Raw genomic sequence first — 26,341 nt, 5'->3', positions numbered from 1 at the left:
CCTTATTCGGCCGGTGTGGATTGGGTGGCTTTTTCGTCGTCCGGGTTTGCTTTCTTGCCACGGAGCAGACGGCCGATGCGTTGCCCGCCCTCGACAAGCCCGCCGGGCAGGAAGATGACCACGGCCATGAAGATCAGGCCGAGCGTCAGGTGCCAGCCCTTGCCGATAAAGGGGTAGACGATGGTGATGACGAAATCCTCGAGCCCGTCGGGCATGAAGGCGAACCATTCGTGCAGGATGTCCTTGTTGATCTTCGACAGGATGTTTTCCATGTACTTGATCGCGCCCGACCCGAGGACGGGGCCGATGAGGGTGCCCGCGCCGCCGAGGATGGTCATCAGGACGACCTCGCCGCTCGCGGTCCAGAACATGCGTTCCGGGCCGGCCTGCGTGTCCATCGCCACAAGAAGGCCGCCGGCGAGACCGGCATACATGCCCGAGATCACGAAGGCCGCGAGCGTGTAGGGGCGGGCGTTGAGGCCGGTATAGTACATCCGGGTCTGGTTGGATTTCACCGCGCGCAGCATGGTGCCGAAGGGCGAGCGGAAGATGCGGATCGAGAGATAAAAGGCGATGATCATGAAGACCGCCGCGATGTAGTAGCCCGCGTTGATGGTAAAGAGCCAGTCGCCGAAGGACAGGTCAAAGCCCGCGCGCATGTCCATGCCGAAAAGGTTGGCGCGGCCGATCTCGCCCGGCTCCAAGTTCGACAAGAGCGGGCTGTCGGTGGACTTGATCTGAAGCCCGGTTTCGCCGCCGGTGATTGGTGTCAGCACCGAGTAGGCCAGGGCATAGGACATCTGGGCGAAGGCGAGCGTCAGGATCGAGAAGTAGATTCCCGAGCGCCGCAGCGAGATATAGCCCACGGCCAGCGCGAAGAGGCCTGCGATGATCACGCCGAGGATGATGGCCGGGATCACGTTCAACGTGACCAGCTTCATCATCCAGATCGCGGCGTAGGAGCCGACGCCAAGAAAGGCAGCGTGGCCGAAGGAGAGATATCCGGTGAGGCCGAAGAGGATGTTGAAGCCGATAGCGAAGATCCCGTAGATCACGAAGCGCTGCATCAGGTCGGGATAGCCCGCGTTGAACTGTGCCATGCCCGAGTTCTCGGGGAACGGGTTCAGGATGAAGGGGGCCAGCAGGGTGATCGCCACGACGATCAGCAGCAGGCGGAAGTCTTTCTTGTCGAGACCGAGCATGGCTTAGTCCTCCATGACGCCCTTGCGACCCATCAGGCCACGCGGACGTGTCAGCAGAATGATGATGGCAACCAGGTAGATGATGATCTGGTTGATGCCGGGCAGGACCTCGAGCACTTCGCGCATGGAGGCGAAGCTTTCCAGGATGCCCAGAAGGAACCCGGCCAGCACGGCGCCCGGGAGCGAGCCCATGCCGCCGACCACGACCACCACGAAGCTGAGCACGAGGAAGTCCATGCCCATGTGGTAGTTCGGCGAGTTGATCGGGGTGTACATGACGCCCGCGAGGCCCGCCACCGCGGCGGCGAGGCCGAACATGATGGTGAAGCGGCGGTCGATGTTGATGCCCAGAAGCTGCACGGTTTCCCGGTCGGCCATGCCGGCGCGAACCACCATCCCGAAGGTGGTGAATTGCAGGAAGGCGAAGACCGCGCCGATGATGAGGGCCGCGAAGGCAAAGTAGATGATGCGCCAGTAGGGGTAGATCACCACGTTGGGGTCGAGCCCCAGCATCGCGCCGAAATCGAACGATCCGCGGAAGGCGTCGGGCGCCGGCGTCGGGATCGGGTTGGCGCCGTAGTAGAACTTGATGATTTCCTGAAGGACGATGGCGAGGCCGAAAGTCACCAGGATCTGGTCGGCATGGGGCCGGTTGTAGAAATGCTTGATCAGCCCGCGTTCCATGATCACGCCGATCAACATCATCACCGGAATGGCGAAGAGGATCGACAGCGGCACGGCCCAGTCGATGATGGCGTCCCCCGTGGCCTGGCCGAACCAGTCGTACACATATGGCACCTGCACCTCGAGCGGGTTGCCGAGAAAGTCGGTTTGCGTTTCGTCGACGACGGTACGGGAGAGCGTGAGAATACGGCTCAGCGTGACGGCGCAGAACGCACCGATCATGAACAGCGCGCCATGCGCGAAGTTCACGACGCCCAACGTGCCGAAGATCAGCGTCAGGCCGAGCGCGATCAGCGCATAGGCCGAGCCTTTGTCCAGGCCATTGAGAACTTGCAGGATGATGGCTTCCATCGAAGTGCCCCTCGGATTTGCAGAGATGCCGGTTATGGTCACGGACGCGCGCGGGGCGCGTGGTCCGGCTTGCTGGTGGACACGGGCGCGGCAGGCGCGCCCGCGTCGGATGTTGTCAGGTCACATCCGTGCGATCAGGCGCCCGGGTTGCATTCGCCCAGGGATGCCTCTGCGCCGCCCATCTGCGGGTGGTCGGGGGCATAGGTCACCTGGTCGACCGGGGTCACCTCGACGATTTCGAGCAGGTCGAATTCGCTTTCAGGGTTCTCTTTCCCGCGCACGACCAGCACGTCCTTGAAGCACTGGTGGTCTTCGGCGCGGTAGAGCGTCTTGCCGTTGCCCATGCCGTCGAATTCGAAGCCTTCCAAGGCCTCGGCCACGGCGCAGGGGTTGAACGACCCGGCGCGTTCCACGGCATCGGCATAGAGCATCGCCTGGACGTAGCAGGTATGCGCGGCCTGGGACGGCGGGAAGCCGTATTTGGTGCCGAAGGATTTGACGAACGCCTTGGAGCCTTCGTCCTGCAGCGACCAGTGCCAGTTGGTGGAGCCGAAGATGCCCTTCACGTTGGCGCCGGCGCCTTTGGCCATCAGGCGGCTGTAGAGCGGAACGACGATTTCGAAGTTCTTGCCGTTCACCTGCTTTTCACGCAGGCCGAACTGAACCGCGTTGGTCAGCGAGTTCACCATGTTCCCGCCGTAGTGGTTCAGCACCAGCACGTCGGCGCCCGATTGCAGGACCGGCGCGATGTAGGACGAAAAGTCCGTCTGGGTCAGCGGCGTCTTCACCGCGGCGACGGTTTCCCAGCCCATGGCCTCGGTCGAGGCGCGCACGGCTTCCTCGGTGGTGTAGCCCCAGTTGTAGTCGGCGGTCAGGTGATAGGCCTTGCGATCGGTGCCGTAGTTGGCGGCCAGCACCGGCGCCAGCGCGGCGCCCGACATGTAGGAGTTAAAGAAGTGGCGGAAGCCGTTGGCCTTGCGGTCCTTGCCGGTGGTGTCGTTGGAGTGGGTGAGGCCCGCCATGAAGATGATGCCGGCCTCCTGGCAGAGCGCCTGTACGGCCACGGCCACGCCCGAGGACGAGCCGCCGGTCACCATGACGGCGCCGTCTTTCTCGATCATCGACTTGGCCGAGGCGCGGGCCGCGTCGGCCTTGGTCTGGGTGTCGCCGGTGACGTATTCGACTTTCTTGCCCAGGATGCCGTTGCCTTGCAGCGCATCGGACGAAAAGGTGCTCATCATGCCGCCGTCGCCGCCGCCGTTCAGGTGCTCGACCGCCAGTTCGTAGGCGCGCAGCTCGTCGGCGCCCTCGTCGGCATAGGGGCCGGATTGCGGTACGTTGAAGCCCAGCGTGACGGTATCGCCGGTGGGTTCGTTGGTGAAGGCCGCGGCGGAGCTTGCCGTGAAGATGGTCGGCAGTGCGACGCCGGCGCCCGCGATGGCGCTGGTCTTCAGCAGGCCACGACGCGTGAGGTCAGTTTTGGACATTGAATCCCTCCCTTGAGTTTTTCGCGGCCGGGGCTCCTCAGGCCCGGCCGGACGCACAAACGTGCTGTTGGCATTATTGAAGGGGGGTGAAAACCGTTCAACAAGCGCCTTTGGCCAAACACTTTTTTTGTAAATAAAATCTTCAACGCAGCGCAGAAATCTGTAAATTACTTTTCAGTCGTCGCGGAAGCGATTGAATTAAAGAGGAATCGGACATGGCCGAGCCGGGGATGGCTGGAACACGCATCAGGCAGCGGCGGCTGGTGGCCGGGCTGAAGCAGGCCGAGCTGGCCGAGGCGGCCGGAATATCGCCCAGCTATCTCAACCTGATCGAGCACAACCGGCGTCGAATCGGAGGTCGCACGCTGTTGCAGATCGCCGAGGCGCTGGGCGTGGAACCGGCGACACTGACCGAGGGCGTGGAGTCCGAACTCCTGGCGGCCTTGCAGGAGGCGGCGGGGGACGCCGAGGCCGAGGAGGATCTGGGACATGACGCGCCCGAACTGGACCGGATCGAGGAATTCGTCGGGCGGTTTCCGGGCTGGGCCGGGCGGCTGGCCGACCTGGGCCGGAAACGCGATGCGCTGGAGAGAACCGTCAAGGCACTGAGCGAGCGGCTGGCGCATGACCCGGAATTGTCGGCCACGCTGCACGAGGTCATTTCGGCGGTGACATCCATCCGCTCGACCGCGTCGATCCTGGCGGAGACGCGCGAACTGGAGCCGGAATGGCAGATGCGCTTTCACCGCAACATCAACGAGGACGGTGCGCGCCTGGCCGAGGGGGCCGAGGCGCTGATGCGCTACCTGGAGGCCGCGCCCGAGGCCGGGGCGGAAGTGACCTCGCCGCAGGACGAGATGCACGCGTTTCTGGAACGGCACGGGTTTCACTTTCCGCAGCTCGAGGGATGGGGCGCCGAGTCGCGGATCGAGTCGATGCTGGCGCAGGTCGAGAACCGCGCCGCGCAGGCCCTGTCGCGCGCAGCGCTGACGCAGTACCTGGAGGACGCTCGCGCCTTGCCGCGCGACGACATGCAGACCGCGCTGGACGCGCATGGCCTGGCACCGGACGCGATTGCGCGTGCCACAGGCAAAAGCCTGGCGCAGGTCTTCCGCCGCTTGGCCACGCTGCCGGAGGACATGGTCGGGCCCGTGGGCCTGATCGTGGTCGACGGGGCGGGCGCGTTGATCCTGCGCAAGACGGTCATGGGATTCACCACGCCGCGCAGCGGGGCGGGCTGTGCGCTATGGCCTCTTTACGAGGTACTGGGCCAGCCCGGGCGCCCGGTGCAGGCGGCGCTTCTGCAGGGCGACCTGCGCGTGCGCGCGATGGCCGTGGCCGAGGAGACGGTGCCTGCCAGCTTTGCCTCCCCGCCGTTGATGCGGGCCTACATGCTGATCCTTCCCGAACCAAGGGGGACGGACCGGGCGCAGGCGCGGCCGGTGGGGGTGACCTGCCGCATCTGTCCGATCGCGGGCTGCGCAGCGCGGCGTGAGCGGTCCGTCCTGCGGGACGCGTTCTGAGTGATGACCTTTTGACAGGCGACACGAGTTTCGCAATAGTCGTCGGACGGGAGACGAAATTGATCGGAGGGGAGGCCGGTTAGATGGGCAAGACCGTGCTTCTGATCGAGGACGAACAGAACATCATCGAGGCCGTGAGCTTTATCCTGTCGCGCGACGGCTGGGAGGTGAAAACCCATGCCAACGGCCAGAACGCGATGGAGGCGGTGCGCGCGAGAGAGCCGGACGTGGTGATCCTGGACGTGATGCTGCCGGGCAAGAGCGGCTTCGACATCCTGTCCGAGATCCGCGCCGAGGCGCGGTTCGAGCGGCTGCCGGTTCTGATGCTGTCCGCCCGCGGGCAGGCCAAGGACGTGGAAATGGCGAAGCGCGCTGGCGCGGACCGCTACATGACCAAGCCTTTTTCCAATGCAGAGGTCCTGGACGCGGTGCGCGCTCTGGTGCCGTCATGAGCCGTGACGGCGGACCGATATTCCTGGCGCGGCGGGCCTATTTCCAGCGCCGGATGATGGATGCGGCCCGGCTCTTGCCGGTGCTGGGAGCGGGCATGTTCGTGCTGCCGCTCCTGTGGAAGTCGGGCGAGGGCGCACGCACGGTCGCCGTGATGTTCTACATCTTCCTGTGCTGGGTTCTTCTGATCGGCCTGGGCTGGATCGTCTCGCGGCGGCTGTCCCCGGCGGACGCGCCGGACGCGCCCTGGGCCGGCACCGCGTCCGAACACCAGGTGCGCCCGTCCCGGGAGGGGTGAATGGGCGCGCTGAACGTCATTGTCCTGGTCAGCCTGCTGTACGTGGCGCTGCTGTTCTGCGTGGCCTTCGCCGCCGACCGCGCCGCCGCGCGGGGCCGGGGGACCTGGCTGCGCTCGCCCATCGTCTACACGCTGTCGCTGTCCATATACTGCACCGCCTGGACGTTTTACGGGGCGGTGGGGTTCGCCGCGCGGTCGGGGCTGGAATACCTGACGATCTACCTGGGGCCGACATTGGTGATGGTGGGCTGGTGGTGGACCCTGCGCAAGATGGTGCGGGTGGGGCGCAGCCAGCGGATCACCTCGATCGCCGACCTGATTTCCAGCCGGTTCGGCAAGTCGAACGCGCTGGCGGTCTTCGTGACCCTCCTCGCCGTGATCGGCACGACACCCTATATCGCGCTGCAGCTTCAGTCGGTGACGATATCCTTTGCGGCCTTCGCCGCCGCCGATCCGACCCACACCGGAGAGATCAGCGAGACGGCGACGGCGCTGTGGGTCGCGGTGGGGCTGGTGGTTTTCACCATCCTGTTCGGGACGCGCAACCTCGATGCCAACGAGCGGCATCACGGTCTGGTCATGGCCATCGCGCTGGAGGCGGTCGTGAAGCTGTGCGCGCTGCTGGCGGTGGGCATCTTCGTGGTCTGGGGCCTTGCGGGAGGCGTTGACGAGACCCTGGCGCGGATCGACCAGAGCGCCATCGCCCGCTGGGACGTCCCCGGAAGCCGCTGGGTGGGGCTGACGCTGCTCTCGGCGGCGGCGTTCATGTGCCTGCCACGGATGTTCCAGGTGATGGTGGTGGAAAACGAGGACGAGGGGCATCTGCGCACGGCGTCCTGGGCGTTTCCGACCTACGTCATGCTGATGAGCCTTTTCGTGGTGCCCATCGCGGCGGTGGGGCTGGACCTGAGCCCCGTCGGTGCCAACCCGGACCTATTCGTGCTGACGCTGCCGTTGGAGAACGGGCAGGAAGGTCTGGCGGTGCTGTCCTTCCTGGGGGGGTTCAGCAGTGCCACCTCGATGGTGATCGTGGCCGCGATTGCCCTGTCGACAATGGTGTCGAACCACGTGGTGATGCCGGTCTGGCTGTGGATGTCCGGCGGAAGTGCCGTGATTTCGGGCGACGTGCGGCAGGTGGCGATCCGCGCGCGGCGGTTGTCGATCGGCGTGATCCTGTTCTTGGGCTATCTCTATTTCCGGGTGTCGGGCGGCGGAACGGCGCTGGCGGCCATCGGCCTGATCTCGTTCGTCGGCGTGGCGCAGTTCCTGCCCGCGCTGCTGGGCGGGTTGTTCTGGCGCGGGGCCAACCGGCGCGGGGCGCTGGCCGGGCTGTCGGTGGGCTTCGCGATCTGGATGTACAGCCTGTTCCTGCCCAGCTTCGGCGCGTCGGCGGTGATGCCGCAAGCGGTTCTGGACGACGGGATGATGGGGCTGTCGTGGCTGCGGCCGCAGGCGCTGTTCTGGGCCGCCGGCATGGATCCGGTGGTGCATGCGTTCATGTGGAGCCTGTCGCTGAACATCGTTGTTTTCGTCGTCGTGTCGCTGGTCAGTTTCCCGCAGCCGGTGGAGCGGCTTCAGGGCGCGCAGTTCGTCAACGTGTTCGAGCATTCCGCCACCTCGGGCGGCTGGACCGGGGGGCTGGCGCAGAGCGAGGACCTGATGATCATGGCGCAGCGGATAATGGGCGCGAAGGAGGCGCAGGCGCTGTTCGCCGAGGCCGCGCGCGAGCAGGGGGTCGGCGGCTACCTGCCGGAACCGACGCCGGATTTCCTGAGCCGGCTGGAGCGGTCATTGGCGGGCTCGGTGGGCGCCGCGACGGCACATGCGATGATCAGCCAGATCGTCGGTGGCGCCAGCGTGTCGGTCCAAGACCTGATGGCGGTGGCGGACGAGACCGCGCAGATCATGGAATATTCCAGCCAGCTGGAGATGAAGACCGAGGAACAGGCCCGGACCGCGCGGCAGCTGCGGCAGGTGAACGAGAAGCTGACCCAGATTTCGGTGCAGAAGGACGCTTTCCTGAGCCAGATCAGCCACGAGTTGCGCACGCCCATGACGTCGATCCGGGCGTTTTCGGAAATCCTGCGCGACGGGGGCGACATGCCGGAGGCCGAACAGCGGCGCTATGCCTCGATCATCCATGACGAGGCGATCCGGCTGACGCGGCTGCTGGACGACCTGCTGGACCTGAGCGTGCTGGAGAACGCGCAGATCGTCCTGAGCCTCGAGGACGCCGAGCTTGGCCCCTTGCTCGATCGGGCGGCGGTGGCGGCGGGCCTGAGCGAGGGCGGCATGGTCATGCACCGCGATGCCGAAGCCGACCGGGTGCGCGTGCACACCGATACGGACCGGCTGGCGCAGGTGTTCATCAACCTCATGTCGAACGCGCGGAAATATTGCGATGCCGAAGCCCCGCGGCTGGACATCCGCGTGGCCGAGCGCAACGGAACGCTGTTGGTGGATTTCATCGACAATGGCAGCGGCATCCCCACGGACCAGCAGGGAACGATCTTCGAGAAGTTCGCGCGCGTCAGCGAGACCAAGGCGGGAGGCGCGGGCCTGGGGCTGGCGATCTGCCGCGAGATCATGGCGCGGCTGGGCGGGGGCATCGAATACCTGCCCGGGCAGGATGGCGGCGCGTTCCGGGTCTATCTGCCGCTGGCGGAGGGCGCCGCGGCCCAGGCGGCGCAATAGGCGGCCGGCGCATTTTTTCGCGGAGCCTGCGGGCCGATATCAATCCTATCGTAACCTTCTTGCGCTTAGCTTCCGCCGATCACCGGGCCCGAACGGCAGGCGTGGCCTGACCTGACCGGCGCGGTATGACGGCGATACGCGCGACACCACAGGAAGGAACGCGACTGGTCATGAGCGCAGAGCCCGCGGAGAGTGCATCTGTCATCCATCGCAAGGCCAAGGTGGCCCGCGACGAATTCGACGCGCGTGAAATGTCGCCGTCCAAGGCGTTGCGGCTGGCCCTGGCCAAGGCGGCCTCGGCGCAGTTCGAACTGTCGCTTGTCGTGCGGATGGTCGAGCATGAAGGCGTGGCGCTGACCGGGATCGAATCCCTCGCCGGCGAGGACGGCCTGCTGATCCTGCTGGACGGTCTGGATGGTCCGCCCGGCGCGATCAAGCTGGACCTGCAGTTCGTGATGGCGTTGATCGAGGTGCAACTCATGGGGGAGGTCCGGCAAGGCGCGGCGAAACCGCGCCCGTTTACCCCGACCGATGCGGCGATCGTCCAGCCTTTGATGAACGCGGTGCTGGAAGGGTATGCCGACCAGGTGGATGCGTGCGATCGGATGCCGCGGGCGGCGCGCTTCCGCTTTGGCGACCGGCTGGACAACGGGCGTGCCCTGGCGCTGGCGCTCTGGGCGCCGGACTATGACCTTTACCGTCTGAACGTGGATTTCGGGCCGGGGGCGAAGACCGGCGTGATGGAACTGATCCTGCCCGAACGCCCGCCCGAGCCGGAGGCAGAGACGAATGACGGCACCACGCTGGCCCGCAAGCTGGAAGAGAACGCGATGAACGCGCCGGTGATGCTGGACGCGGTCCTGGCCCCGCTGCGCCTGCCGTTGAAGGAGATTTGCGGCTGGGCGCCGGGAACGCTTCTGAAGCTTTCGCCGGAGACCGTGACCGGCGCGCGGGTGATCGGGGCGAAAGGGCACAAGGTGGCGCCTGCGGCGCTGGGGCAGCTCAACGGGTTCCGCGCCGTGCGCATGGTGCTGAAATCCGAACCCGGGGATGATGTCGCCGAGCGCAGCGATGGGTCCGGCGGCTCTGCCATGCAGGAGGCGGGCGGTCGATCGAGTGGGGAGGGCGCGGCCGCGCCGGATCAGACGGATCTGCCCGATTATCCGGACGCGCCCGCATTGTCGGACCTGACGGATCTGCCCGATCTGCCTGGCCTGCCGGACCTGGATGACCTGCCGGACCTTGACGAAGGTGAGACCGACCTGCCGGAGTTGCCGGGACTTGATGATGTCCGGGGGGAGCATGGCGAGGAGGACGGCGCACTGGACGCGCTGGTCGAGGAAGAGCTGGCCCGCGCCGCTGCGCGGTTCGAGGTCGAGGGGGAAGACGACGACCTGCCGATGCCGGGCGGACCGAGCCTTGGCGCGCCGGTGACATGAGACCCGCGGCGCTGTGTGGGCGAAGATTTGCGTCTGGACGCAGGCCCGCCGACCGTGCCGGATGCAAGGCGCCGCACCCAGAGGCGGACGCGGCCCGGACCCCCTTGCGGGGTGAGGCCGAGGGCCGATGGACGGCCCGACCAGGCGCGCCTGCGCCCAAAACGTGAGCGGGATCGAGCCGGAACCGGGAAAAACCAGCTTTTCCTGGGTCGGCATGCTTCTATTGAGGTGACGGTTCATGCTATGGTTGTGGCGCGAGGCCTGCGGTCATGTCGACCGGACGCGGCAGGCCGCCACTGGGAGGAGTTGCCATGACAAAGTTATCTCAGGAGATCAAGCAATTGCACCGTCAGATTCTGGATCTGAGCGAAGGTGAACGGTACCGTCTGCAGCCGCGCCTGGCAGGGCTTCTGGGGCAGATGCGCCACGCCGGAGAGCCGGTGCCCGCCGCGATGCAGCGTCTGAACGAGACGCTTCTGGATGAGGCGATTGAGGCACAGTTCGAGAATATGCCTGTCTGAACCGCGTCCAAGTGGCTCAAATCATTTGCATATAGCTGGTGCCGCGCTGTCTAGTGGCGGCAGTCTTCAAGTTGCCACGGGGCGCAAAGAGCCGTGTCCGAAGTGAATTATGAGGTGGCCGATGGCGTCGCCGTCCTGCGGCTGGCGCGGGGCGAGGCCAATGCCCTGTCTCCCGAGATGCGCGCGGGGCTGGCCGCCGCGCTGAGCCGTGCCGCGGAAGATGCAGAGGTGCGGGCGGTCGTTTTGACCGGAGCCGGGGGCACGTTCAGCTCGGGTGTCGACTTGGCGGAATACGACGGCCCGTTGGCGCCCCCATGGCTTGACGTTCTGACACAGCGGATCGAGACCCATTCCAAGCCGGTGATAGCGGCGCTGGAGGGCAGCGCACTGGGGGCGGCGTTCGAGCTGGCGCTGGCGTGTCACGCGCGGGTCGCGCGGGCGGGAAGCCGCGTCGCCTTGCCCGAAGTCGGGCTTGGCATGATGCCGAGCGGCGGCAGCACGCAACGCCTGCCGCGTTTGCTGGGGGCACAGGCGGCGCTGGAATTCCTTTTGACGGGACGGTCGGTCGCGGTGGAAGAGCCACGGCTGGCCAAACTTTTCGCAGAGGTGACGACGGAGGCGCCGCTGGAGGCCGCGCTGAGCATCGCGCGGCGCTTTGCGCAGGCGCCGGATTTCGCGCGTGTCTGGCAGATAGAGCGGGGATTCTCAGATCCGGCCGCCTATCGCCGGGCCGTGACCGAGGTGGCCGCAAGGATCGACACGCGCGACAGCGCCGAAGCCGATATCGTCCGCTGCGTCGAGGCGGCGCAGCTGTTGCCGTATGCGCAGGGGCTGCAGCTCGAGGCCGCGACCTTCGAGGCGCGCCTGACGCGTGCCGACGCGCGGGCGGCCCGGCATCTTTACGCCGCGGAACGGCGGGCCGGTGTCTGGCTCGAAGCGCAGCAGGGCACGGCGCGGCAGATCAAGACAGTGGTGCTGGTGGGGTCCGATCCGGTGTTGCCGGAGCTGGCGGTCCATGCGCTGGACAACGACCGGCGCGTGGCCATCCTGGCGGCCGGCCCGGCAGGCGAGGCGATGACGGCACGCGCGCGGGCGGTCTATGAAGGCGCGGTGGCGCGCAAGCGCATGACCGAGGCCGAGCGCGACGCGCGGCTGGCCCAGCTGAGCCACGGCGGCGATCCGGCGGTCCTGATGGCGGCGGATTTGGTCCTGGATGGCGGTGGCGGCGATGTCGGGGGATATCCGGTGCGCAAGGGCGCGGTCTGGTGCCTTGTATCGGGACGCGACCGAGCGGCATCGCGCCGGGCGCAACTGGGGCAGGGGGTTCCGGTGCTGGCGCTGCGCGCCTATCGCCCCGCGCATGTGCGCCCGCTGGTCGAACTCGCGGTGCCGGAGACCGCGGACCCGGACGCGGTGATGACGGTGAGGCAGTATTTTGCCGGGGCCGATCGCTGCGTAGTACGCAGTGCGGACCGGCCCGGGATGCTTGGCCACCGCCTGATGGGGGCGGTGCAGCGGGCGGCGCTGGCGCTGATGCGGGCCGGGGCCCCGGCGGAGGCGGTCGAGGCGGCGGCGCGCAGGTTCGGATTTGCGCGCGGGCCGCTGGAACTGGTCGAGGTGGACGGGATCGGCGTGACCGTGGCGCGATTGCGGCGGATCTTCGGCGGCGTGCCGGAACTGGCGTTGCTGGACGCCCGGGCCGACGCCGTAGCCGCCGGCAAGACGCCCGGCCAAGGCTTTTACGCATCGCACGGGCAGGTGCTGGTGCCCGATCCGGGGCTGGCTGACTGGGTAGGGGCATGGCGCGAGGGGCAGCGCGATCTGCCCGATCTTCCGGACGTGCCTCTGGACGTGGCGCTGCACGCCGCGATCCTGGCCGAAACCGGGCGGATGCTGGAGGACGGGACCGCTGCGCGCGCCTCGGATATCGACCTGTGCATGGTGCGGGGCTATGGGTTTGACGCAACGCGGGGCGGTCCGATCCTGGTGGCGGATGCGGACGGGCTGTTGCGCTACCTACGGGCCATGAAGGCGCTTATGCCGCTTGCCCCGGCGCTGTGGACACCGCCCGTTGAGCTGGAGGAGATGGTCAAGTACGGTCGGCGGTTCTTCGGCACCGGCCCCAGGCCCTAGCCAAGGGTGATCCCGAGGATTACCAGCATCAGGCCTATGACCGACAGGAACAAGGCACCCGTGTTGACCGGCAGAATGCGCTGCAGGGCGGCGCGCAGCTCTTCATCGGACAGGCCCGCGCGGCGGGCGCGGACCACGCGCAGGATGCACCATACCAGCAGGGCGAGGCCGGCCAGCGTGACTGCGGCTCCGAGCCAGATCAGAATTTCCATCAGGGGTCTCCGCGTTGGTCTTGCCGGTGCCGTTTCGGGTAGCGCATCGCGCCCCGGGTCGCAAGGCGCAGGGTGCGAAAACGGGCTTGCGGGGCCGGGGGCGCGCTTGTAGTCAGGGGGCCATCCCCCGGACCTTGGAGAGCCGTCATGGACGATCAGATTCCGCAAAGCAGCGCCGACAGCAGCTATCGTGTCACCGCCGACGAGCTGCGCCAGTTCATCGAACGCTTCGAACGGCTGGAGCAGGAGAAAAAGGACATCGCCGAACAGCAGAAAGAGGTGATGGCCGAGGCCAAGGCGCGCGGATACGACACCAAGGTGATGCGCAAGGTGATCGCGCTGCGCAAGCGCGACAAGGACGATATCGCCGAGGAAGAGGCGGTCCTGGAGATGTACAAGGAAGCGCTGGGGATGTGAGCCGGCCCGCGTTCAGGCCGGCATGCGTGGGTTGGCACCCACCCTACGGGATACGGCGCCGGTCCGCGTCTATGGCGCGATGAACTGGACGCCCTGGATGCGCTCGATTTCGTAGACGTCTTCGTCGTAGGCCTCGGACAGGGTGTCGACCAGTTCCGCCGTCCAGCCGGGCAGGTCGAGCTCTTCCTCGATCTCTTCGTCCTTCACGAACTTGTCCAGAAAGGCGGAGATGACCCGGCGCTTCTGAATCTCGGTCATGCCGGGATGCGACGCGAGGTAGGTCTCGAACCGTTTCATGCCCGCAGACGTCATGATTTCCTGAAGCAGCGCGAATTCGCCTTCGAATTGGGCGTGGGGATCGAGCCCCGCCATCTCGCGCACGACCTGTGACCAGATCAGGGGGCTGTCCTCGTTGCACCAGACGGTGATGGGCATTTCGGGGAAGGTGCGCCGGAAGCGCGCGATGGTTTCGGACCACCGGAATGCCGAAGGCTCCACGCCGTTCAGGAAATCGGCCATCGTGTCATGCGGCGTTTTCGCGAAAAGCGCGGGCAGATGGGTCGCGGGATCGCGCAGGCCGAGGAAGAGTTCGAGCTGATCGTTGGCGAAAATCTCCTGGAAGGCCGCGATCCGCGTTTCGGCGGCGGGATAGAACATGCCTTGGCCCACGGCCATCTTGGGCGTGCCGAAAAAGGCCTGGTTCGACAGGACGAGCCGGTCAGTGCCCGGATCGTGGTCGACCGCGGCCAGCACCTCGTTGCGCGTCTCGGCGGTGAGTCCTCTATCGGACACGGTGTTGAGGATATCCCGCAAAAGCTTGCGATAGGATTTCGGATCGGGGACGTCGGTGCCGATTTCGGCCAGCATCTCGCGGTTCGCCATCAACGTCTCGATCAGGCGATCCTCGTCCGTCATATGCGCCCCGGCGTGGATAACCACTTGCATTCTGTCACTTTCCGGTCATGAGCGTGCCGCCGCAATATAGAGGCTTTTGCGTGCAGTTAAACCGCTTTCGGCACCGTGCAGGGGACCGCAAGATTTCGTCTTGCGGTTCGTGCCCGGGATGCGTAATCAGACCGTCAGTGCCCCTATAGCTCAGCTGGTAGAGCAACTGATTTGTAATCAGTAGGTCCGCGGTTCGAGTCCGTGTGGGGGCACCATTTTCCCGATCAACACCGACTTGGGCCGCTTCAGGCTTTTCAGGACGCGGGTTTCCTTCGCATCCGAACCTTCCCTCGGCCCCCAGCGCACTGTAAACTGGCGGTCCTGGCCGAGCCATCGGGTTGCCGTCTGTCGGTCAAGTCGCTTTTATCGCAGGCCTTCGCGGGCGATGACGCGGGAGACGTCGAGGACCAGCTGGCCTCGGGCGCGGGCAAGCGCGGGGGTGCCGCCCTCGAGATCATAGGGCACCGCAAGCTCGAAGATGCCCGAGCGTTCGCGGCGGCCGTCGAGAACGCCGACGAAATACTGACCCGATCCGCGGAAGTTGCCATCGGCCCCCGCCACCAGGCTTTCGAAGCGCACTTCGAGGCGCGCGTCGGGCAGTTCCTCGAACGGCCAGGGCTCGGACGCGACACGGGCGCCGGAAAGCCGCGCAAGGTTGCGCGCGATCTCGAGCGCCACGGCGCGTTCCGGTGCGTCCGCCCAGCGGACATTCGCGTCGGTCACAAGCTTGCCGTCCTCATCCTCGACCGCGATTTCATCGGCCGCGGCATAGGCGGGCAGCGACACCTCGCGCACCTCGACCGTTCGGAACGAGATGCGGATCGTGTCGGCGACTTGGGGCGCGGCCACCGGGTAAAGATCGGCGGAGGGGCCGCCACAGGCGGCGGCCAGCGCGGTCATGGCGGCAAGGGCGAAGGGTCGGATACGGGTCATGGTCATCTTCCTCGGATAAGCGCGCTGGGGTTGCGTTCCAGCATTCGGGCCAGCGACGTCAGGGCATCCGCTGCCTGCGAGATGTCCCGCAGGGCGGCCTGGGCCTCGCGGCTGAGCGTGTCGCCCTTGTTGTAGCCGGCGATCGTCACGCTGGCCTGATCCAGGACATTGCCGAGACGCTCGACCAATGCCGGCAGGTCCTCGGCCGAGGTGGCCACCGCATCGGCGGCGTCACGGGCCGAGCCCAGCGTGGCGTTCAGGTTCTCGACCGCGCCGCCCTCGCGCAGTTCGGCCAGGGTGGCGTTGATCTCGTTCAGGGCCGCGCCCAAGTCGGCGGGCAGCTGGCGTGCGGCGTCGGTGTCGAGAATGGCCTCGGCCGAGGCGGCCAGTTCGGTCAGCTGGTCGGCCAGTTCCTCGACCGGAAGCGCTTCGGCCTTGGCGGCCACGGCCTCGATCTGTTCGACGAGGGCGGGGATGCCTTCGACCGAGGTGCTGACCCCGTTGGCGGCCTCCGCGGCGGCATCGACGGCGGCAACGAGGCGCTCCGTCAGTTCGGTTTCCTCGATATCCGCCAGCAGCGACTCGAGCCGGGTGGCGGACGCGTTGAGGGCGACGGGAATGTTCTTCACTTCCTCGGAGGCGACGATTCCGCGAATCTCGGACAGGATCGCACGCACCTCGCCAGGGGTTTCCTGAAGATCCTCGTTGGCCACCAGGGCCTGGGCGCTGTCGAGAAAGTCGATCGCGCTTCCCAGAAGTTCCTCGATCGGCAGGTTGTTGATGCGGGTGACCACGCCCTCGACCGTGGCGGCGGCGTCGATGATGTCGCTTTCCGTGGTCGGAATGTTCAGCAGGCCGGCCTGGGACGTGTCGGGTGTCACGGGTTCGGCGTCGTCGACCTGGGTGAGGTCGACCTTGAGCCCGCCGGTCAGGATGCTGGCATTGGTCAGGCGGGCCCGCAGGCCGTTTTCGATCCGCTCTTGCAGGAAGGCGCGGGCGGATTCCGGCGTGACATCGCCTTGCAGCCCGAGGCGGGCGGGCTGGATCGCCATCACGACACTGAGGCGCACGCGGCTGTCGCCGAATTGCTCTTCGTCGATGACGCCGAGGACGTTCTGCACCTCGCCGATCTTGAGCCCATTGATCTCGACTGGGGCGTCGACGGCGAGGCCGGACACGTTCTCGTCGAAGACGACGCGAACCTCCAACGTCTCGACCTCGCTGGCCTGGAAGAGGCTGTTGCGGGCCTCGGCTTCGGACGCGTAGACCTCGAAGACGGTGCCGTTGGAGACGGGATCGCCGCCTGACACGAACGTGTCGAAGGTGAGACCGCCGCTGACCAGCGTGGCGAGCGAGGAAAAGTCGATCTCGGCGCCCTGGGGGCCGACGGAAAAGGTAAAGCCCGAGGTTTCCCAGAAGCGGCTGGCGCTGGAGATGAGGCGGGTGTGCTCTTCGTAGATCAGGGCCTCGGCCACGGCGTAGTTGCCCTGTGGCGAGATGCTGGCCTTGCCGACGCGGCCCACTTCGATGCCGCGGAATGTGATCGGGCTGTCATCGGTCATCTTTCCCTCGGGCGTGGTCCGCAGCACGATCTCGAGGCCACCGCCGCCGGCCCGGAAGAGCGGCGCGTCGGCAAGCCCGTCGAAGCGGGTCTGAGGCGTGCCCGGCTTGCTGTCCCACGTGCCCTCGATGTAGACGCCCGACAGGACGGTATCGAGCCCCGTCACCCCGCGCGCCGTAACCTCGGGGCGGACGATCCAGAAACTGGCGGACACGTCGATGAAGTCGGCCACGTCCTTGTCGACGCGCACGGCGGCCACGACCGCCTCGAGGTCCTTGGAAAAGCGGACCTCCTCGACAATGCCGACGGCCACGTCGCGATAGCGCAATTCGGTTTCGCGCTCGGCGATGCCGGCACCGTTCTCGAACACGATCTCGATCACGGGGCCACGCTCGCTGTAGGTCTGCCAGGCGACGGCAAGGGCGATCACGATGGCGAGCAGCGGGATGATCCACACGATCGAGACACGGCTGAGCCGCGGCTTGCTCTGTTTATCGACCTGAACGGGGGGCGGTGTCTCACTCATCAGGCGGTCCGGTCCGTGGTGTCTGCGCCGGTGTGGTCGTCGAGAGCGTCCGCTTCGCGGGATTGGACATCCCAGATCATGCGGCTGTCGAAAGCTTGGGCAGAGAGCATCGTGAAAATCACCGAAAGTGCAAAAAACAAACTGGCGCGACCCGGATTGATGGCCGCCAATGTATTCAACTGCACCAAGGAGGACATGATGGCAACCACGAATATGTCGATCATCGACCAGCGTCCAATGTATTCAACGACTTCGTAGAGCAGCTGCCGCTGGTGCATGGAGATGCTGGAGACGCGCCGGACCGAGATGGCCAGAAAGGCGATGGCCAGAAACTTGGCCACGGGGATGGCGACGCTGGCAATCAGGATGATGAGCGCGATACCGGGAGACCCGTAGTGGAAAAGCTCGATCGCGCCGCCGACGATGGTGTCCTCCTGCACGGTCAGAAGCGTGCGGGTTTGCAACATCGGGTACATGTTGGCCGGGATATAACACAGGAAACCGACGATCCAGAAGGCCCAGACCCGTTGCAGGCTGCCGGTGTCGCGCGATTGCAGGTGCTTGCCGCACCGGCCGCAGGCCTCGGTTCCGGCTGGCCAGACCTTGGTGCAGCGGGTGCAGGCGACGAGGCCCAGTTCGCGGGCGCTCTTTATGTCTTGGGTTTGTCCAGCGAGTTCCATACCGACCACCTGCACAGGAAATTATCCTGAACGACTACGAGAAAAACCAGGGCGCAAAACATCCAGAAGGCGGGCCCAAAACCGACATCGGCCAGGTCCGTGATCTTGACCAGGGCCACAGCGCAGCCGATGGCGAAAATCTCGGCCATGGACCATGGGCGCATCGCCTCGGACAGGCGAAAGGCCTGCGTCGCGCCCCGCGCCGGTGGACGGTCGAGCACGATTGGGATCAGCACGTACATCGACAGCAGAACCCGCGCCAGCGGGATGAAGACGATCAGTGCCGCGGTGGCCAAGGCCAAGGCGATCATGGGGCCGTCGCTGAAGGCCAGCGCCGCGTCCAAGATCGAGACCGAGTTCGACGTGCCCGCGGCCGTGATCGTCAGGAAAGGAAAGACCGTCGCCGAGACGATCAGGATCGCCACGGTGAGCGACAGCGCGATGATCTGGAGCCCGGCCTTGCGCCGGGGCGTGATCAGCGCCGTGCCGCACCGCGCGCATTTGGCCCGCTCGCCAGCTTCGGGCCGGCGCAGGCTGTAGGCCGCATCGCATTGCGGGCAGACGATGACTTCGTCGAGATTGAGTGAGGTTTCGCGCATCAACACGATAATTAGTGTATTGCCACGGTTTGCAAGCGGCAATTCACGGACGGGACAGGCTGAAATCGGTGCGGGCCTTGCCGTCGCGCGGATTGGTCGCGCCACGGTGCGGCGTCAGCGGCGCGGCAAAACCGGGCCTCCCTGACAGGATGGCCTTGCGGGTCACGCCAAAGCCGCCACGATCGCGTCGAGCCCGTCGGTCAGCGCGGCAGGGCCGGGTTGCAGGATGAGGGGCGACTTGATCTCGAAGATGCGATTGTCGCGGACGGCGGGAATGGCGTCCCATCCGGGGCGGGCGGCGATTTTCTCGGGCCGGACCTTCTTGCCGCACCACGAGCCGATGATGATGTCGGGGGCGGCGGCGATGACCTGATCGGAGGTGACGAAGCGGTCGCGCGCCTTGTCATTGGCCGCCAGTTTGGGGAAGGCGTCCTGCCCGCCGGCGATCTCGATCAGGTCCGAGACCCAGCCGATCCCGGAGATCATCGGCTCGTCCCATTCTTCGAAATAGACGCGGGGGCGGGGTTTGCCGGCGGCGTTCGCGGCTACCTGCGCCAGCCGGTCGCGATAGTGATCGACCAGTTGAGCGGCCTTGGCCTCTTGCCCGACGGTGGCGCCCAAGTGGCGGATCATGGCGAGGATGCCGTGCAGGTCACGCTGGTTGTAGCCCATGACGGCGATGCCTTCGCGCAGAAGTGCTGCGGCGATGTCGGCCTGAAGGTCCGAGAAGGTCAGGACGAGGTCCGGCTGGAGCGCGAGGATCTTGGGGATGTCGGCGGAGGTGAAGGCCGAGACGCGGGGCTTTTCCTGGCGCACGCCCCTGGGGCGCACGGCATAGCCCGAGACGCCGACGATGCGGTCCTGTTCGCCCAGGATGTAGAGCGTCTCGACGGTTTCTTCCGTGAGGCAGACGATGCGTTCGGGAGGGAAGGTTTTCATGGGCTGTGATCCGCGCGGTTGGGTCCGGGCACGGTGCTAACACAGTTGGCCGGTGTGTCCATCCGGATCACCGATCAGCCGTGCGAGGTGTTGAGGTCCTGGATCAGGCGGCCGTGACGGCGGGTTTCGGTGATGACGTGGCCGAAGGTGGTCAGGCCCTTGCCTTCGAGCAGTGGGGTGAGTTTCACCAGCGCCTCGGCCGTCGCTTGCGCGTCGCCGAGGGCGGTGTGGCGCAGGTCGGGTGGAATGGTGATCCCGAGGCGTTCGCAGAGGGCGTCGAGCGAGTGTTCGGCGGTGGTGCCGAAGACGACGGCGGACAGCAGCACGGTGTCGAGGACGGGGTGGTCCCACGCGACGCCCATGCGGTCGGCGGAGCGGCGGAAGAAGCCGATGTCGAAGGGCGCGTTATGGGCGACAAGCACGGCGTCGCGGGCGAAATGGTGGAAATCGCGGCCCACGGTGTCGAAATCCGGGGCGTTCCGCACGTCGTCGTCGGTGATGCGGTGGATTTTCGTCGAGGCGGGCGGGATCGGGCGTTTGGGGTCGACATAGGTGTCGATGACCTCGCCCTCGACGAGGCGCCCATTGAGGATGCGCACGGCACCGAGTTGGATCACGTGATCGTCCTGCGGCGAAAGTCCGGTGGTTTCGGTGTCGAAGGCGACACAGCAGAGTGACCGCAGCGGCGTGTCGCGGATATCGCAGGCCTGCGCGGTTTCCATCAGGTCGAAGTCATAGACCAGCGGGCGGGCCTTGGTCGGGTCGACCTCGGTTTCCTGGGTGTCGAGAAGGAGCATGTAGCCGCCTTCGCCAAGGGGTTTAAGACGGACCTTGTAGCGTCGGGCGCCGGAGTGGTCGTGCAGTTCGGTGGAGATTTCGGCCTTGGTCCGGCTCATTTGGTCCTGGGCGGCGGCGAGGCCGGCGGCATCGAAATAGTCGCCGAGCGGAGCCTTGAGGCGGGGCGGGGCGATCTGGCGGAGGATGTCGGCGGCCTGTCCGTCGTAGAGCACGATTTCCTGGGCCGGGTTCACGAGGATCGTGGCGACGGGGATGTCGGTGAGCAAGGCTGTCAGGCGCTTGGATTCCGTGCGCAGGCGTTCGGTTTCGCGGGCAACCTGTGCGGCGGTGTCCATGACGCCCGCGCTGAGCGTGCGGGTGACGGCGTCGGCGGCGGTGGCGAGATCACCGAGGTATTTCGTGCTTTCGGGGCACAGGTCCTTGTCGACGCCGGAATGGGCGCGCAGGCGCAGGTTGGTCGAGAGCATCTGGATGGGCTTGGCGAGGTTTTCATCGAACAGCAGCCAGACACCGGCCAGAAGCGCGGTGTTGAGAAGTGCGAAGACGATGAAGGCGGTGACAAAGGGCGCGGCGGGAAGCGTGCCTTGGGCCCGCGACCAGCCGAACCAGAGCGCTGCGCCGGCCAGTGCCACCGCGCCCGTCGCCAGAAGGCAGAAAAACAGGAAGATGCGCAGGCGGAGGCTGAGGCGGGAGAGCATGTCAGGTCTCGCAGACGATACCGAGAAGCGGGTCGTCCTCGGGCAGGGGTTGCCAGTCGGCGTCGGTGACGGCGCCGTCTTGCGCGAACTCGGCCCCGTCGATCAGCAGGGCCGAGCGGTTGGCAGTGCAGTCGAAGAGGACAGGCGCCTTGTTGACCGGCGCCCAGCGGCCGAAGAAGTAGATGTCGGCGATGGTCTGGCCGGGCTGGTTGGCGTTGCGCCGGGCGTTGCCGGTATCGACGGCGGCGAAGCGTTCGGTATAGGGCCAGATCTGGGTCCAAGGGCGGATCCAGCTTTGCTCGTCGATCGTGACGGCGATTTGCATGCCTTCGGGCAGCGCTTCGGCGGTGCGGTCATACCAGGTGTATTCGTTGGAGATGGTCGCGGCGATCATGCCGAGACCTGCCGCCACGGGCGTGAGCCAGCGCGGCAGGCGGCGGCCCAGGGCGATGTTGACGATCATCAAAAGACCGGCGGCGGCGACGCCCGCGAAAATCGTGGCGAGGAGTTCTATGAACATTTGCTTACCCTAACATGCCTTTGCCCGACGATACCGAGGATTGCATCGTCTTGACCACGACGAAGGCGTCGCGCAGGTGGCTGCGCTCGAAATCTGAGAGGGTGGAGGGATCGAGGAAGTTGTCGGGCAGATCGCCCGCCTTGACCTGTGCCGCCTGGTGGTCGAGCCGCATTGTCGCGATGAGGTCGTAGGCATCCAGAAGATCGGCACCGCCCGAGGTCGAGAGGTGACCGGCGACCTGTGCGGCAACCAGCCGCGCGCGGGTATTGACCTGACGCAGCTGGCCTTGCAGTGCGTATATGCGGCCCAGATCCGTGATCGGCACGACGCCGTTGTGCTTGAGGTCGAGGCGGCGGCGATGCTCGCCCGAGCGGATGGTGGCGAGGCCGCGCAAAAGGCCCAGCGGGGGCTGGTGCTTGATCGAGTTGGAGATCATGTGCGCGGTGAAGATCGAGTTTTTGGCGGCCTTTGCGAGCGTGTTGGTTTGCAGCGATTCGAAGAGAGTGGGGTCGCCGCCGATGGGGCGCAGGTCGAACATGACCGAGGCCAGCATCTGCGCCTCGGGGTTCGGGCGGGCGATCCAGTCGTCGAAATAGCCGCGCCAGACGCGCAGGGGCTGACACCAGCGCGGGTTGGTCGCCATCATGTCGCCGGGGCAATAGAAGTAGCCGCAGGTGTCCAGCCCGTCGCTGACGAATTTGGCGAGGCTGGCGAAGTAAGGCATGTGGGCGTCGGTCACGTCATCCGAGAGGATCAGGCAGTTGTCCTGATCCGAGACGCCGGTCTGTTCCTGGCGACCCTGAGACCCGCAGGCGAGCCAGAGGTAGGGGACGGGGGCCGGGCCGAGTTGCGCCTCGGCCAGTGTCAGCAGGCGGCGGGTGACGGTGTCGGCGATGTCGGTGATCAGCCGCGTGACCACGTCATGACGGTTGCCCGAGCCGACAAGCTGGGCCAGGAGTTGCGGGTTCTCGGCGGTGGCGCGGGCCATGGCAGCGGCGTCGGCGGCGCGCGCGATGCGGCCCACCAGAGCGCCCGAGGACAGCGCCTGCACGCGGGTGAGGTCGGTCTGCGTGACGATGCCCACCAGCCGGGTGCCCTTGGTGATAGGAACATGGCCGATGCCGCGTTCCATCATCAGGTGCAAAACGTCGGTGCCGAGTGCATCGGGTTCCAGCGTCAGGGGGCTTTGGGTCATGATGCTGGAGATCGGGGCCGACGGATCGGTGCCTTGAGCCACGACCTTGCCGTTCATGTCGCGCACGGTGAGGATGCCGCGCAGGTCGCCGCTCTCGGTGATGCAGATCGACGAAATGTGATGTTCGTGCATTCTCGCCGCCGCGTCGCGGATCGCGGTGGCGGGCGTGCAGGTGAGCGGGTCGCGGGTCATCAGTTCGGAGACGCGCAGGGTGGTCAGGTCCTTGCGGTCGCTGCGCGCCGGGCGGCGACGGTCGAAGAAGCGGGCGACCTTGGCGGAGGATTTGATGAGGGCGAAAAGCGCGTCCGCCGGCATCACGATCAGCGTGGCGTCGGAGCGGGCGGTGGCGGTGCGACTGGCGATATCCTCGCGCAGGAGGGCGCGTTCGCCAAAAGAATTGCGGGGACCGAGCAGGGACAGCTGGACGTGAGCCTCGTCGGAGATCTCGATCTCGCCGGTGACGACGATGTAGAGGCTGTCGACGGTGTCGCCCAGTTTGAAGATGTCCGCTCCGGCGGCAAAATCGGCGGCGTCGCAGCGCGTGGACAGGTCATCGAGGTCGCTGTCGTCGAGGCTGTCATAAGGGTGAACGGAGCGCAGGAACTGCGCAAGGTCGCTCGACAGGGGCATGGTCAAGGCCTCTTGAGGGGGTGGTCGGGTCCACCTTGGCGCGGGCCGGACCGGATTTGAAGCGAAAGCCCCGCCGCATGTATTGCGGCGGGGCACTCGTTGATCTTAGTGGCCTTCGACGGCGGCACCGGCGCCACGGGGGACGCGGACGCTTTCGACGAGGTCCTTGATCTCCTGCGGGGTCTCTTTCGTGATGCTGGCGACGAAGAACGCCACCGCGAAGTTGACCGCGGCACCGATCGCCCCGAAGGAGGTCGACTTGACCGGACCCAGAAGCGGATCGGCATCGGTGAAGGTGTTGGTGTCGGGAATGAAGAACCAACCCTTGTGCAGGAAGATGTAGAGCAGCGTCACCGTGAGACCTGCCAGCATGCCCGCGACCGCGCCGGTGTTGTTGATGCGGGTCGAGAAGATCCCCATCATCAGCGCCGGGAAGATCGAGGCCGCCGCAAGCCCGAAGGCGAGCGCCACCGTCTGGGCGGCGAAGCCCGGTGGATTGAGGCCCAGAAGCACCGCGACCACGATCGCGGCGGCCATCGAGACCCGCGCCGCCATAAGCTCGGACCTCTCGGACATGTTCGGGGTCAACTGACCCTTCAGCAGGTCGTGTGAGACGGCCGAGGAAATGGCCAGCAGAAGACCCGCCGCCGTGGAGAGCGCGGCGGCAAGTCCGCCGGCGGCCACGAGGCCGATCACCCACCCGGGCAGGTTGGCGATTTCCGGGTTGGCCAGCACGAGGATGTCACGGTTGAAGTTCGTGAACTCGTTGCCTTCCCAGCCGTTCGCCTCGGCCTTTTCCTGAAGATCCGGATTGGCATCATTGTAGTACTGGATCATGCCGTCGCCGTTCTTGTCTTCCCAACCCAAGAGACCGGTCTGTTCCCAGGTGGCCATCCAGGCGTATTCGGGCGCGGTCTCGATCTGCTCGACGCTGACGGCGGCGCCGTCGGTGCCGTTGGGCCACATCAGTTCCGAGATGTTCAGCCGCGCCATCGCGCCGACGGCCGGGGCCGTCAGGTACAGCAGCGCGATGAAGACCAGCGTCCAGCCGGCGGACCAGCGGGCGTCGGACACGCGCGGCACGGTGAAGAACCGCATGATGACGTGGGGCAGACCGGCGGTGCCGATCATCAGCGACAGGGTGAAGAGCACCATGTTGATGGTCGAACCGTGCGCCGCCGTGTATTCGGCAAAGCCCAGATCGGTCACGATCTGGTTCAGCTTGGCCAGCAGCGGCTCGCCTTCGGCGGTGTCACCGAAAAGACCAAGCGCCGGGATCGGGTTGCCCGTCAGTTGCAGCGAGATGAACACGGCCGGGATCGTGTAGGCCAGGATCAGCACGCAGTATTGCGCCACCTGGGTGTAGGTCACGCCCTTCATGCCGCCGAACACGGCGTAGGCGAACACCACGCAGGCCCCGATCATCAGACCCCAGAAGGCGTCGATTTCGAGGAAGCGGCCAAAGGCGATGCCCACGCCCTGCATCTGGCCGATCACGTAGGTGATGGAAGCCACCAGCAGGCAGATCACGGCCACGAGGCGCGCGGTGGGCGAATAGAACCGGTCGCCGATGAACTCGGACACGGTGAACTTGCCGAACTTGCGCAGGTAGGGCGCCAGCAGCAGGGCCAAGAGCACGTAGCCGCCCGTCCAGCCCATCAGGAAGGAGGAGTTGTCATAGCCGGTGAAGGCGATGAGGCCCGCCATCGAGATGAAGGACGCTGCCGACATCCAGTCGGCCGCGGTGGCCATCCCGTTGGTGACCGGGTGCACGCCGCGACCGGCGGCATAGAATTCGCTGGTCGAGCCCGCGCGGGCCCAGATCGCGATGCCGATATAGAGCGCGAAGGATGCGCCCACGAACAGCAGGTTGAGAGTAAACTGATCCATGATTTACACCTCGTCCACGCCGTATTCACGGTCGAGCTTGTTCATCCGCCAGGCGTAGAAAAAGATCAGCGCCAGGAAAACGAGGATCGAGCCTTGCTGGGCGAACCAGAAGCCAAGGTCGGTGCCGCCGACCTCGATGCCCGAAATGAGTGGGCGCAGGACGATCCCGAACCCGAAAGAGACCAGCGCCCAGATAACGAGGCTGATCAGGATGAGACGCACATTGGCTTTCCAATACTGCGCGCTTGTTTTGTCCAGAGACATGTTTGGGGTCCCTCCTCCTAGTGAAATGGCCGGGCCGCGACATGCGGCCCGACCGGCGTTTCGTCATGCCACCCGTTGCGACAGGACGGTGTCCAGCCGGGCGGCGATCTCGTCGATCGCGCCCATGGCGGGCACGCGGGAAAGCGCGCCCTTGGATTGGTAATGCTCGATCAGCGGCGCGGTCTGGGCGTGATACGCCTCCAGCCGTTGCGCCACTGTTTCGGCGTTGTCATCGGCGCGGCGTTTCATGTCGGTGCCGCCGCAATTGTCGCAGATGCCGGGCTTGGCCGTGGGCTTGAAACTGTCGTGATAGCCCTCGCCGCAGCCGCCGCAGGTGAAGCGGCCCGAGATGCGGTCGACCATGGCCGCGTCGTCCACCTCGAGGCTGATGGCGGCGTCGATCTTTTGCCCGCTTTCAGCCAGCAGGGAGTCGAGTGCCTCTGCCTGCACTGCCGTGCGCGGAAAGCCATCGAGGATGACGCCGCCCGCGCAGTCGGGCTCGGCCAGGCGGTCGCGCAGGATGGCGATGACGATATCATCGCTGACGAGGTTGCCTGCGTCCATGACGGCCTTGGCCTCGCGTCCCGCCGGCGTACCGGCGGCGACGGCGGCGCGCAGAAGGTCGCCGGTGGAGAGTTGGACGAGCCCGTGCTTTTCCTCCAGCAGGCGGGCCTGCGTGCCCTTGCCCGCGCCCGGGGGGCCAAGCAGGATCAGGACCGGGGCGGTTCGGGGTGTCTTCGCGCCGTCCATGA

At 66.2% G+C, this 26,341-nt stretch carries 25 protein-coding genes and 1 tRNA gene; 9 read left to right on the top strand and 17 right to left on the bottom strand.

Features of this window, described 5'->3' with window-relative positions; translation table 11 throughout:
• Positions 1 to 2: 2 nt before the first annotated feature.
• The 3 genes from FIU85_RS04025 to FIU85_RS04015 all read right to left on the bottom strand — a co-directional run bounded on the left by FIU85_RS04025 (position 3) and on the right by FIU85_RS04015 (position 3,724).
• Complete coding sequence (locus tag FIU85_RS04025; RefSeq protein WP_152491967.1) at positions 3 to 1,202, bottom strand: branched-chain amino acid ABC transporter permease; 1,200 nt, start codon at positions 1,200 to 1,202, stop codon at positions 3 to 5.
• Between the two features lie 3 nt (positions 1,203 to 1,205).
• Positions 1,206 to 2,237 carry a branched-chain amino acid ABC transporter permease gene (locus tag FIU85_RS04020; RefSeq protein WP_152495937.1) on the bottom strand — a complete coding sequence of 344 codons (1,032 nt, stop codon included), beginning with the start codon at positions 2,235 to 2,237 and terminating at the stop codon, positions 1,206 to 1,208.
• A gap of 134 nt (positions 2,238 to 2,371) precedes the next feature.
• The gene (locus FIU85_RS04015; protein WP_152495936.1) at positions 2,372 to 3,724 is read right to left on the bottom strand and encodes a substrate-binding protein; all 1,353 of its coding nucleotides are present in this window, start codon (positions 3,722 to 3,724) and stop codon (positions 2,372 to 2,374) included.
• 215 nt (positions 3,725 to 3,939) lie between these two features.
• On the opposite strand from FIU85_RS04015, the gene FIU85_RS04010 reads away from it, so the two are divergent.
• From FIU85_RS04010 to FIU85_RS03980, 7 genes are all read left to right on the top strand, one after another.
• Positions 3,940 to 5,247 (top strand): helix-turn-helix domain-containing protein, encoded by a 1,308-nt coding sequence (locus FIU85_RS04010; RefSeq protein ID WP_152495935.1) that lies wholly within the window; start codon positions 3,940 to 3,942, stop codon positions 5,245 to 5,247.
• Positions 5,248 to 5,330: 83 nt separating this feature from the next.
• Positions 5,331 to 5,699: a response regulator transcription factor gene (locus FIU85_RS04005; protein WP_152491971.1), complete on the top strand. Its 369-nt coding sequence runs from the start codon at positions 5,331 to 5,333 to the stop codon at positions 5,697 to 5,699.
• Positions 5,696 to 5,995 carry a hypothetical protein gene (locus FIU85_RS04000; RefSeq protein WP_216648890.1) on the top strand — a complete coding sequence of 100 codons (300 nt, stop codon included), beginning with the start codon at positions 5,696 to 5,698 and terminating at the stop codon, positions 5,993 to 5,995. The genes FIU85_RS04005 and FIU85_RS04000 overlap by 4 nt, the downstream gene beginning before the upstream one ends.
• Positions 5,996 to 8,689, top strand: a complete 2,694-nt coding sequence (locus FIU85_RS03995; RefSeq protein ID WP_152495934.1) for a sensor histidine kinase — start codon at positions 5,996 to 5,998, stop codon at positions 8,687 to 8,689.
• Between the two features lie 170 nt (positions 8,690 to 8,859).
• A complete protein-coding gene (locus tag FIU85_RS03990) occupies positions 8,860 to 10,128 on the top strand; it encodes a FliM/FliN family flagellar motor switch protein (RefSeq protein ID WP_152491973.1) in 1,269 nt (422 codons plus the stop codon).
• A gap of 311 nt (positions 10,129 to 10,439) precedes the next feature.
• Positions 10,440 to 10,649, top strand: a complete 210-nt coding sequence (locus FIU85_RS03985) for a hypothetical protein (protein ID WP_152491974.1) — start codon at positions 10,440 to 10,442, stop codon at positions 10,647 to 10,649.
• Between the two features lie 93 nt (positions 10,650 to 10,742).
• On the top strand, positions 10,743 to 12,782 hold the full coding sequence (locus FIU85_RS03980; RefSeq protein WP_152495933.1) for an enoyl-CoA hydratase/isomerase family protein: 2,040 nt from the start codon (positions 10,743 to 10,745) through the stop codon (positions 12,780 to 12,782).
• Here the strand turns inward: FIU85_RS03980 and FIU85_RS03975 are convergent.
• Positions 12,779 to 12,994, bottom strand: a complete 216-nt coding sequence (locus tag FIU85_RS03975; RefSeq protein ID WP_152491976.1) for a hypothetical protein — start codon at positions 12,992 to 12,994, stop codon at positions 12,779 to 12,781. The two genes, FIU85_RS03980 and FIU85_RS03975, sit on opposite strands and share 4 nt — an antisense overlap.
• A gap of 147 nt (positions 12,995 to 13,141) precedes the next feature.
• On the opposite strand from FIU85_RS03975, the gene FIU85_RS03970 reads away from it, so the two are divergent.
• The gene (locus FIU85_RS03970; protein WP_152491977.1) at positions 13,142 to 13,411 is read left to right on the top strand and encodes a DUF2312 domain-containing protein; all 270 of its coding nucleotides are present in this window, start codon (positions 13,142 to 13,144) and stop codon (positions 13,409 to 13,411) included.
• A gap of 69 nt (positions 13,412 to 13,480) precedes the next feature.
• Here FIU85_RS03970 and FIU85_RS03965 read toward each other — a convergent pair whose 3' ends face one another.
• Positions 13,481 to 14,356, bottom strand: a complete 876-nt coding sequence (locus FIU85_RS03965; RefSeq protein ID WP_152491978.1) for a hypothetical protein — start codon at positions 14,354 to 14,356, stop codon at positions 13,481 to 13,483.
• A 139-nt stretch (positions 14,357 to 14,495) separates the two neighbouring features.
• Here FIU85_RS03965 and FIU85_RS03960 point away from each other — a divergent pair.
• A tRNA-Thr gene (locus tag FIU85_RS03960) sits at positions 14,496 to 14,571 on the top strand.
• Positions 14,572 to 14,719: 148 nt separating this feature from the next.
• On the opposite strand, the gene FIU85_RS03955 is transcribed toward FIU85_RS03960, so the two are convergent.
• The 12 genes from FIU85_RS03955 to FIU85_RS03905 form a co-directional block, all read right to left on the bottom strand.
• Positions 14,720 to 15,289, bottom strand: a complete 570-nt coding sequence (locus FIU85_RS03955) for a membrane integrity-associated transporter subunit PqiC (protein ID WP_152491979.1) — start codon at positions 15,287 to 15,289, stop codon at positions 14,720 to 14,722.
• Between the two features lie 2 nt (positions 15,290 to 15,291).
• Entirely contained in the window at positions 15,292 to 17,376 is a 2,085-nt protein-coding gene (locus tag FIU85_RS03950) for an MlaD family protein (protein WP_152495932.1), read from the bottom strand.
• Positions 17,376 to 18,056, bottom strand: a complete 681-nt coding sequence (locus FIU85_RS03945; protein ID WP_172978789.1) for a paraquat-inducible protein A — start codon at positions 18,054 to 18,056, stop codon at positions 17,376 to 17,378. The genes FIU85_RS03950 and FIU85_RS03945 overlap by 1 nt, the downstream gene beginning before the upstream one ends.
• Positions 18,026 to 18,655 (bottom strand): paraquat-inducible protein A, encoded by a 630-nt coding sequence (locus tag FIU85_RS03940; protein WP_152491981.1) that lies wholly within the window; start codon positions 18,653 to 18,655, stop codon positions 18,026 to 18,028. The genes FIU85_RS03945 and FIU85_RS03940 overlap by 31 nt, the downstream gene beginning before the upstream one ends.
• 43 nt (positions 18,656 to 18,698) lie before the next feature.
• The gene (locus tag FIU85_RS22485; RefSeq protein ID WP_302849010.1) at positions 18,699 to 18,821 is read right to left on the bottom strand and encodes a hypothetical protein; all 123 of its coding nucleotides are present in this window, start codon (positions 18,819 to 18,821) and stop codon (positions 18,699 to 18,701) included.
• Entirely contained in the window at positions 18,818 to 19,594 is a 777-nt protein-coding gene (locus FIU85_RS03935; RefSeq protein ID WP_152495931.1) for a cobalamin-binding protein, read from the bottom strand. Before FIU85_RS03935 ends, FIU85_RS22485 begins: the two co-directional genes overlap by 4 nt.
• A gap of 74 nt (positions 19,595 to 19,668) precedes the next feature.
• Entirely contained in the window at positions 19,669 to 21,090 is a 1,422-nt protein-coding gene (locus FIU85_RS03930) for a 3'-5' exonuclease (RefSeq protein WP_152495930.1), read from the bottom strand.
• A gap of 1 nt (position 21,091) precedes the next feature.
• On the bottom strand, positions 21,092 to 21,610 hold the full coding sequence (locus tag FIU85_RS03925; RefSeq protein WP_152495929.1) for a hypothetical protein: 519 nt from the start codon (positions 21,608 to 21,610) through the stop codon (positions 21,092 to 21,094).
• A 4-nt stretch (positions 21,611 to 21,614) separates the two neighbouring features.
• On the bottom strand, positions 21,615 to 23,435 hold the full coding sequence (locus FIU85_RS03920) for a DUF294 nucleotidyltransferase-like domain-containing protein (protein WP_152495928.1): 1,821 nt from the start codon (positions 23,433 to 23,435) through the stop codon (positions 21,615 to 21,617).
• A gap of 105 nt (positions 23,436 to 23,540) precedes the next feature.
• Positions 23,541 to 25,325: a sodium:solute symporter family protein gene (locus tag FIU85_RS03915; protein ID WP_152495927.1), complete on the bottom strand. Its 1,785-nt coding sequence runs from the start codon at positions 25,323 to 25,325 to the stop codon at positions 23,541 to 23,543.
• A 3-nt stretch (positions 25,326 to 25,328) separates the two neighbouring features.
• Positions 25,329 to 25,589: a DUF4212 domain-containing protein gene (locus FIU85_RS03910; protein WP_152475359.1), complete on the bottom strand. Its 261-nt coding sequence runs from the start codon at positions 25,587 to 25,589 to the stop codon at positions 25,329 to 25,331.
• A 63-nt stretch (positions 25,590 to 25,652) separates the two neighbouring features.
• The gene (locus tag FIU85_RS03905) at positions 25,653 to 26,339 is read right to left on the bottom strand and encodes an adenylate kinase (RefSeq protein ID WP_152495926.1); all 687 of its coding nucleotides are present in this window, start codon (positions 26,337 to 26,339) and stop codon (positions 25,653 to 25,655) included.
• Between the last annotated feature and the right edge of the window lie 2 nt (positions 26,340 to 26,341).

The sequence above is a fragment of the Roseovarius sp. THAF8 genome (genome assembly GCF_009363735.1).
Lineage (GTDB): Bacteria > Pseudomonadota > Alphaproteobacteria > Rhodobacterales > Rhodobacteraceae > Roseovarius.
Note: the sequence above shows the minus strand (reverse complement) of the source record. Positions and strands in the feature narration are given on the sequence as shown.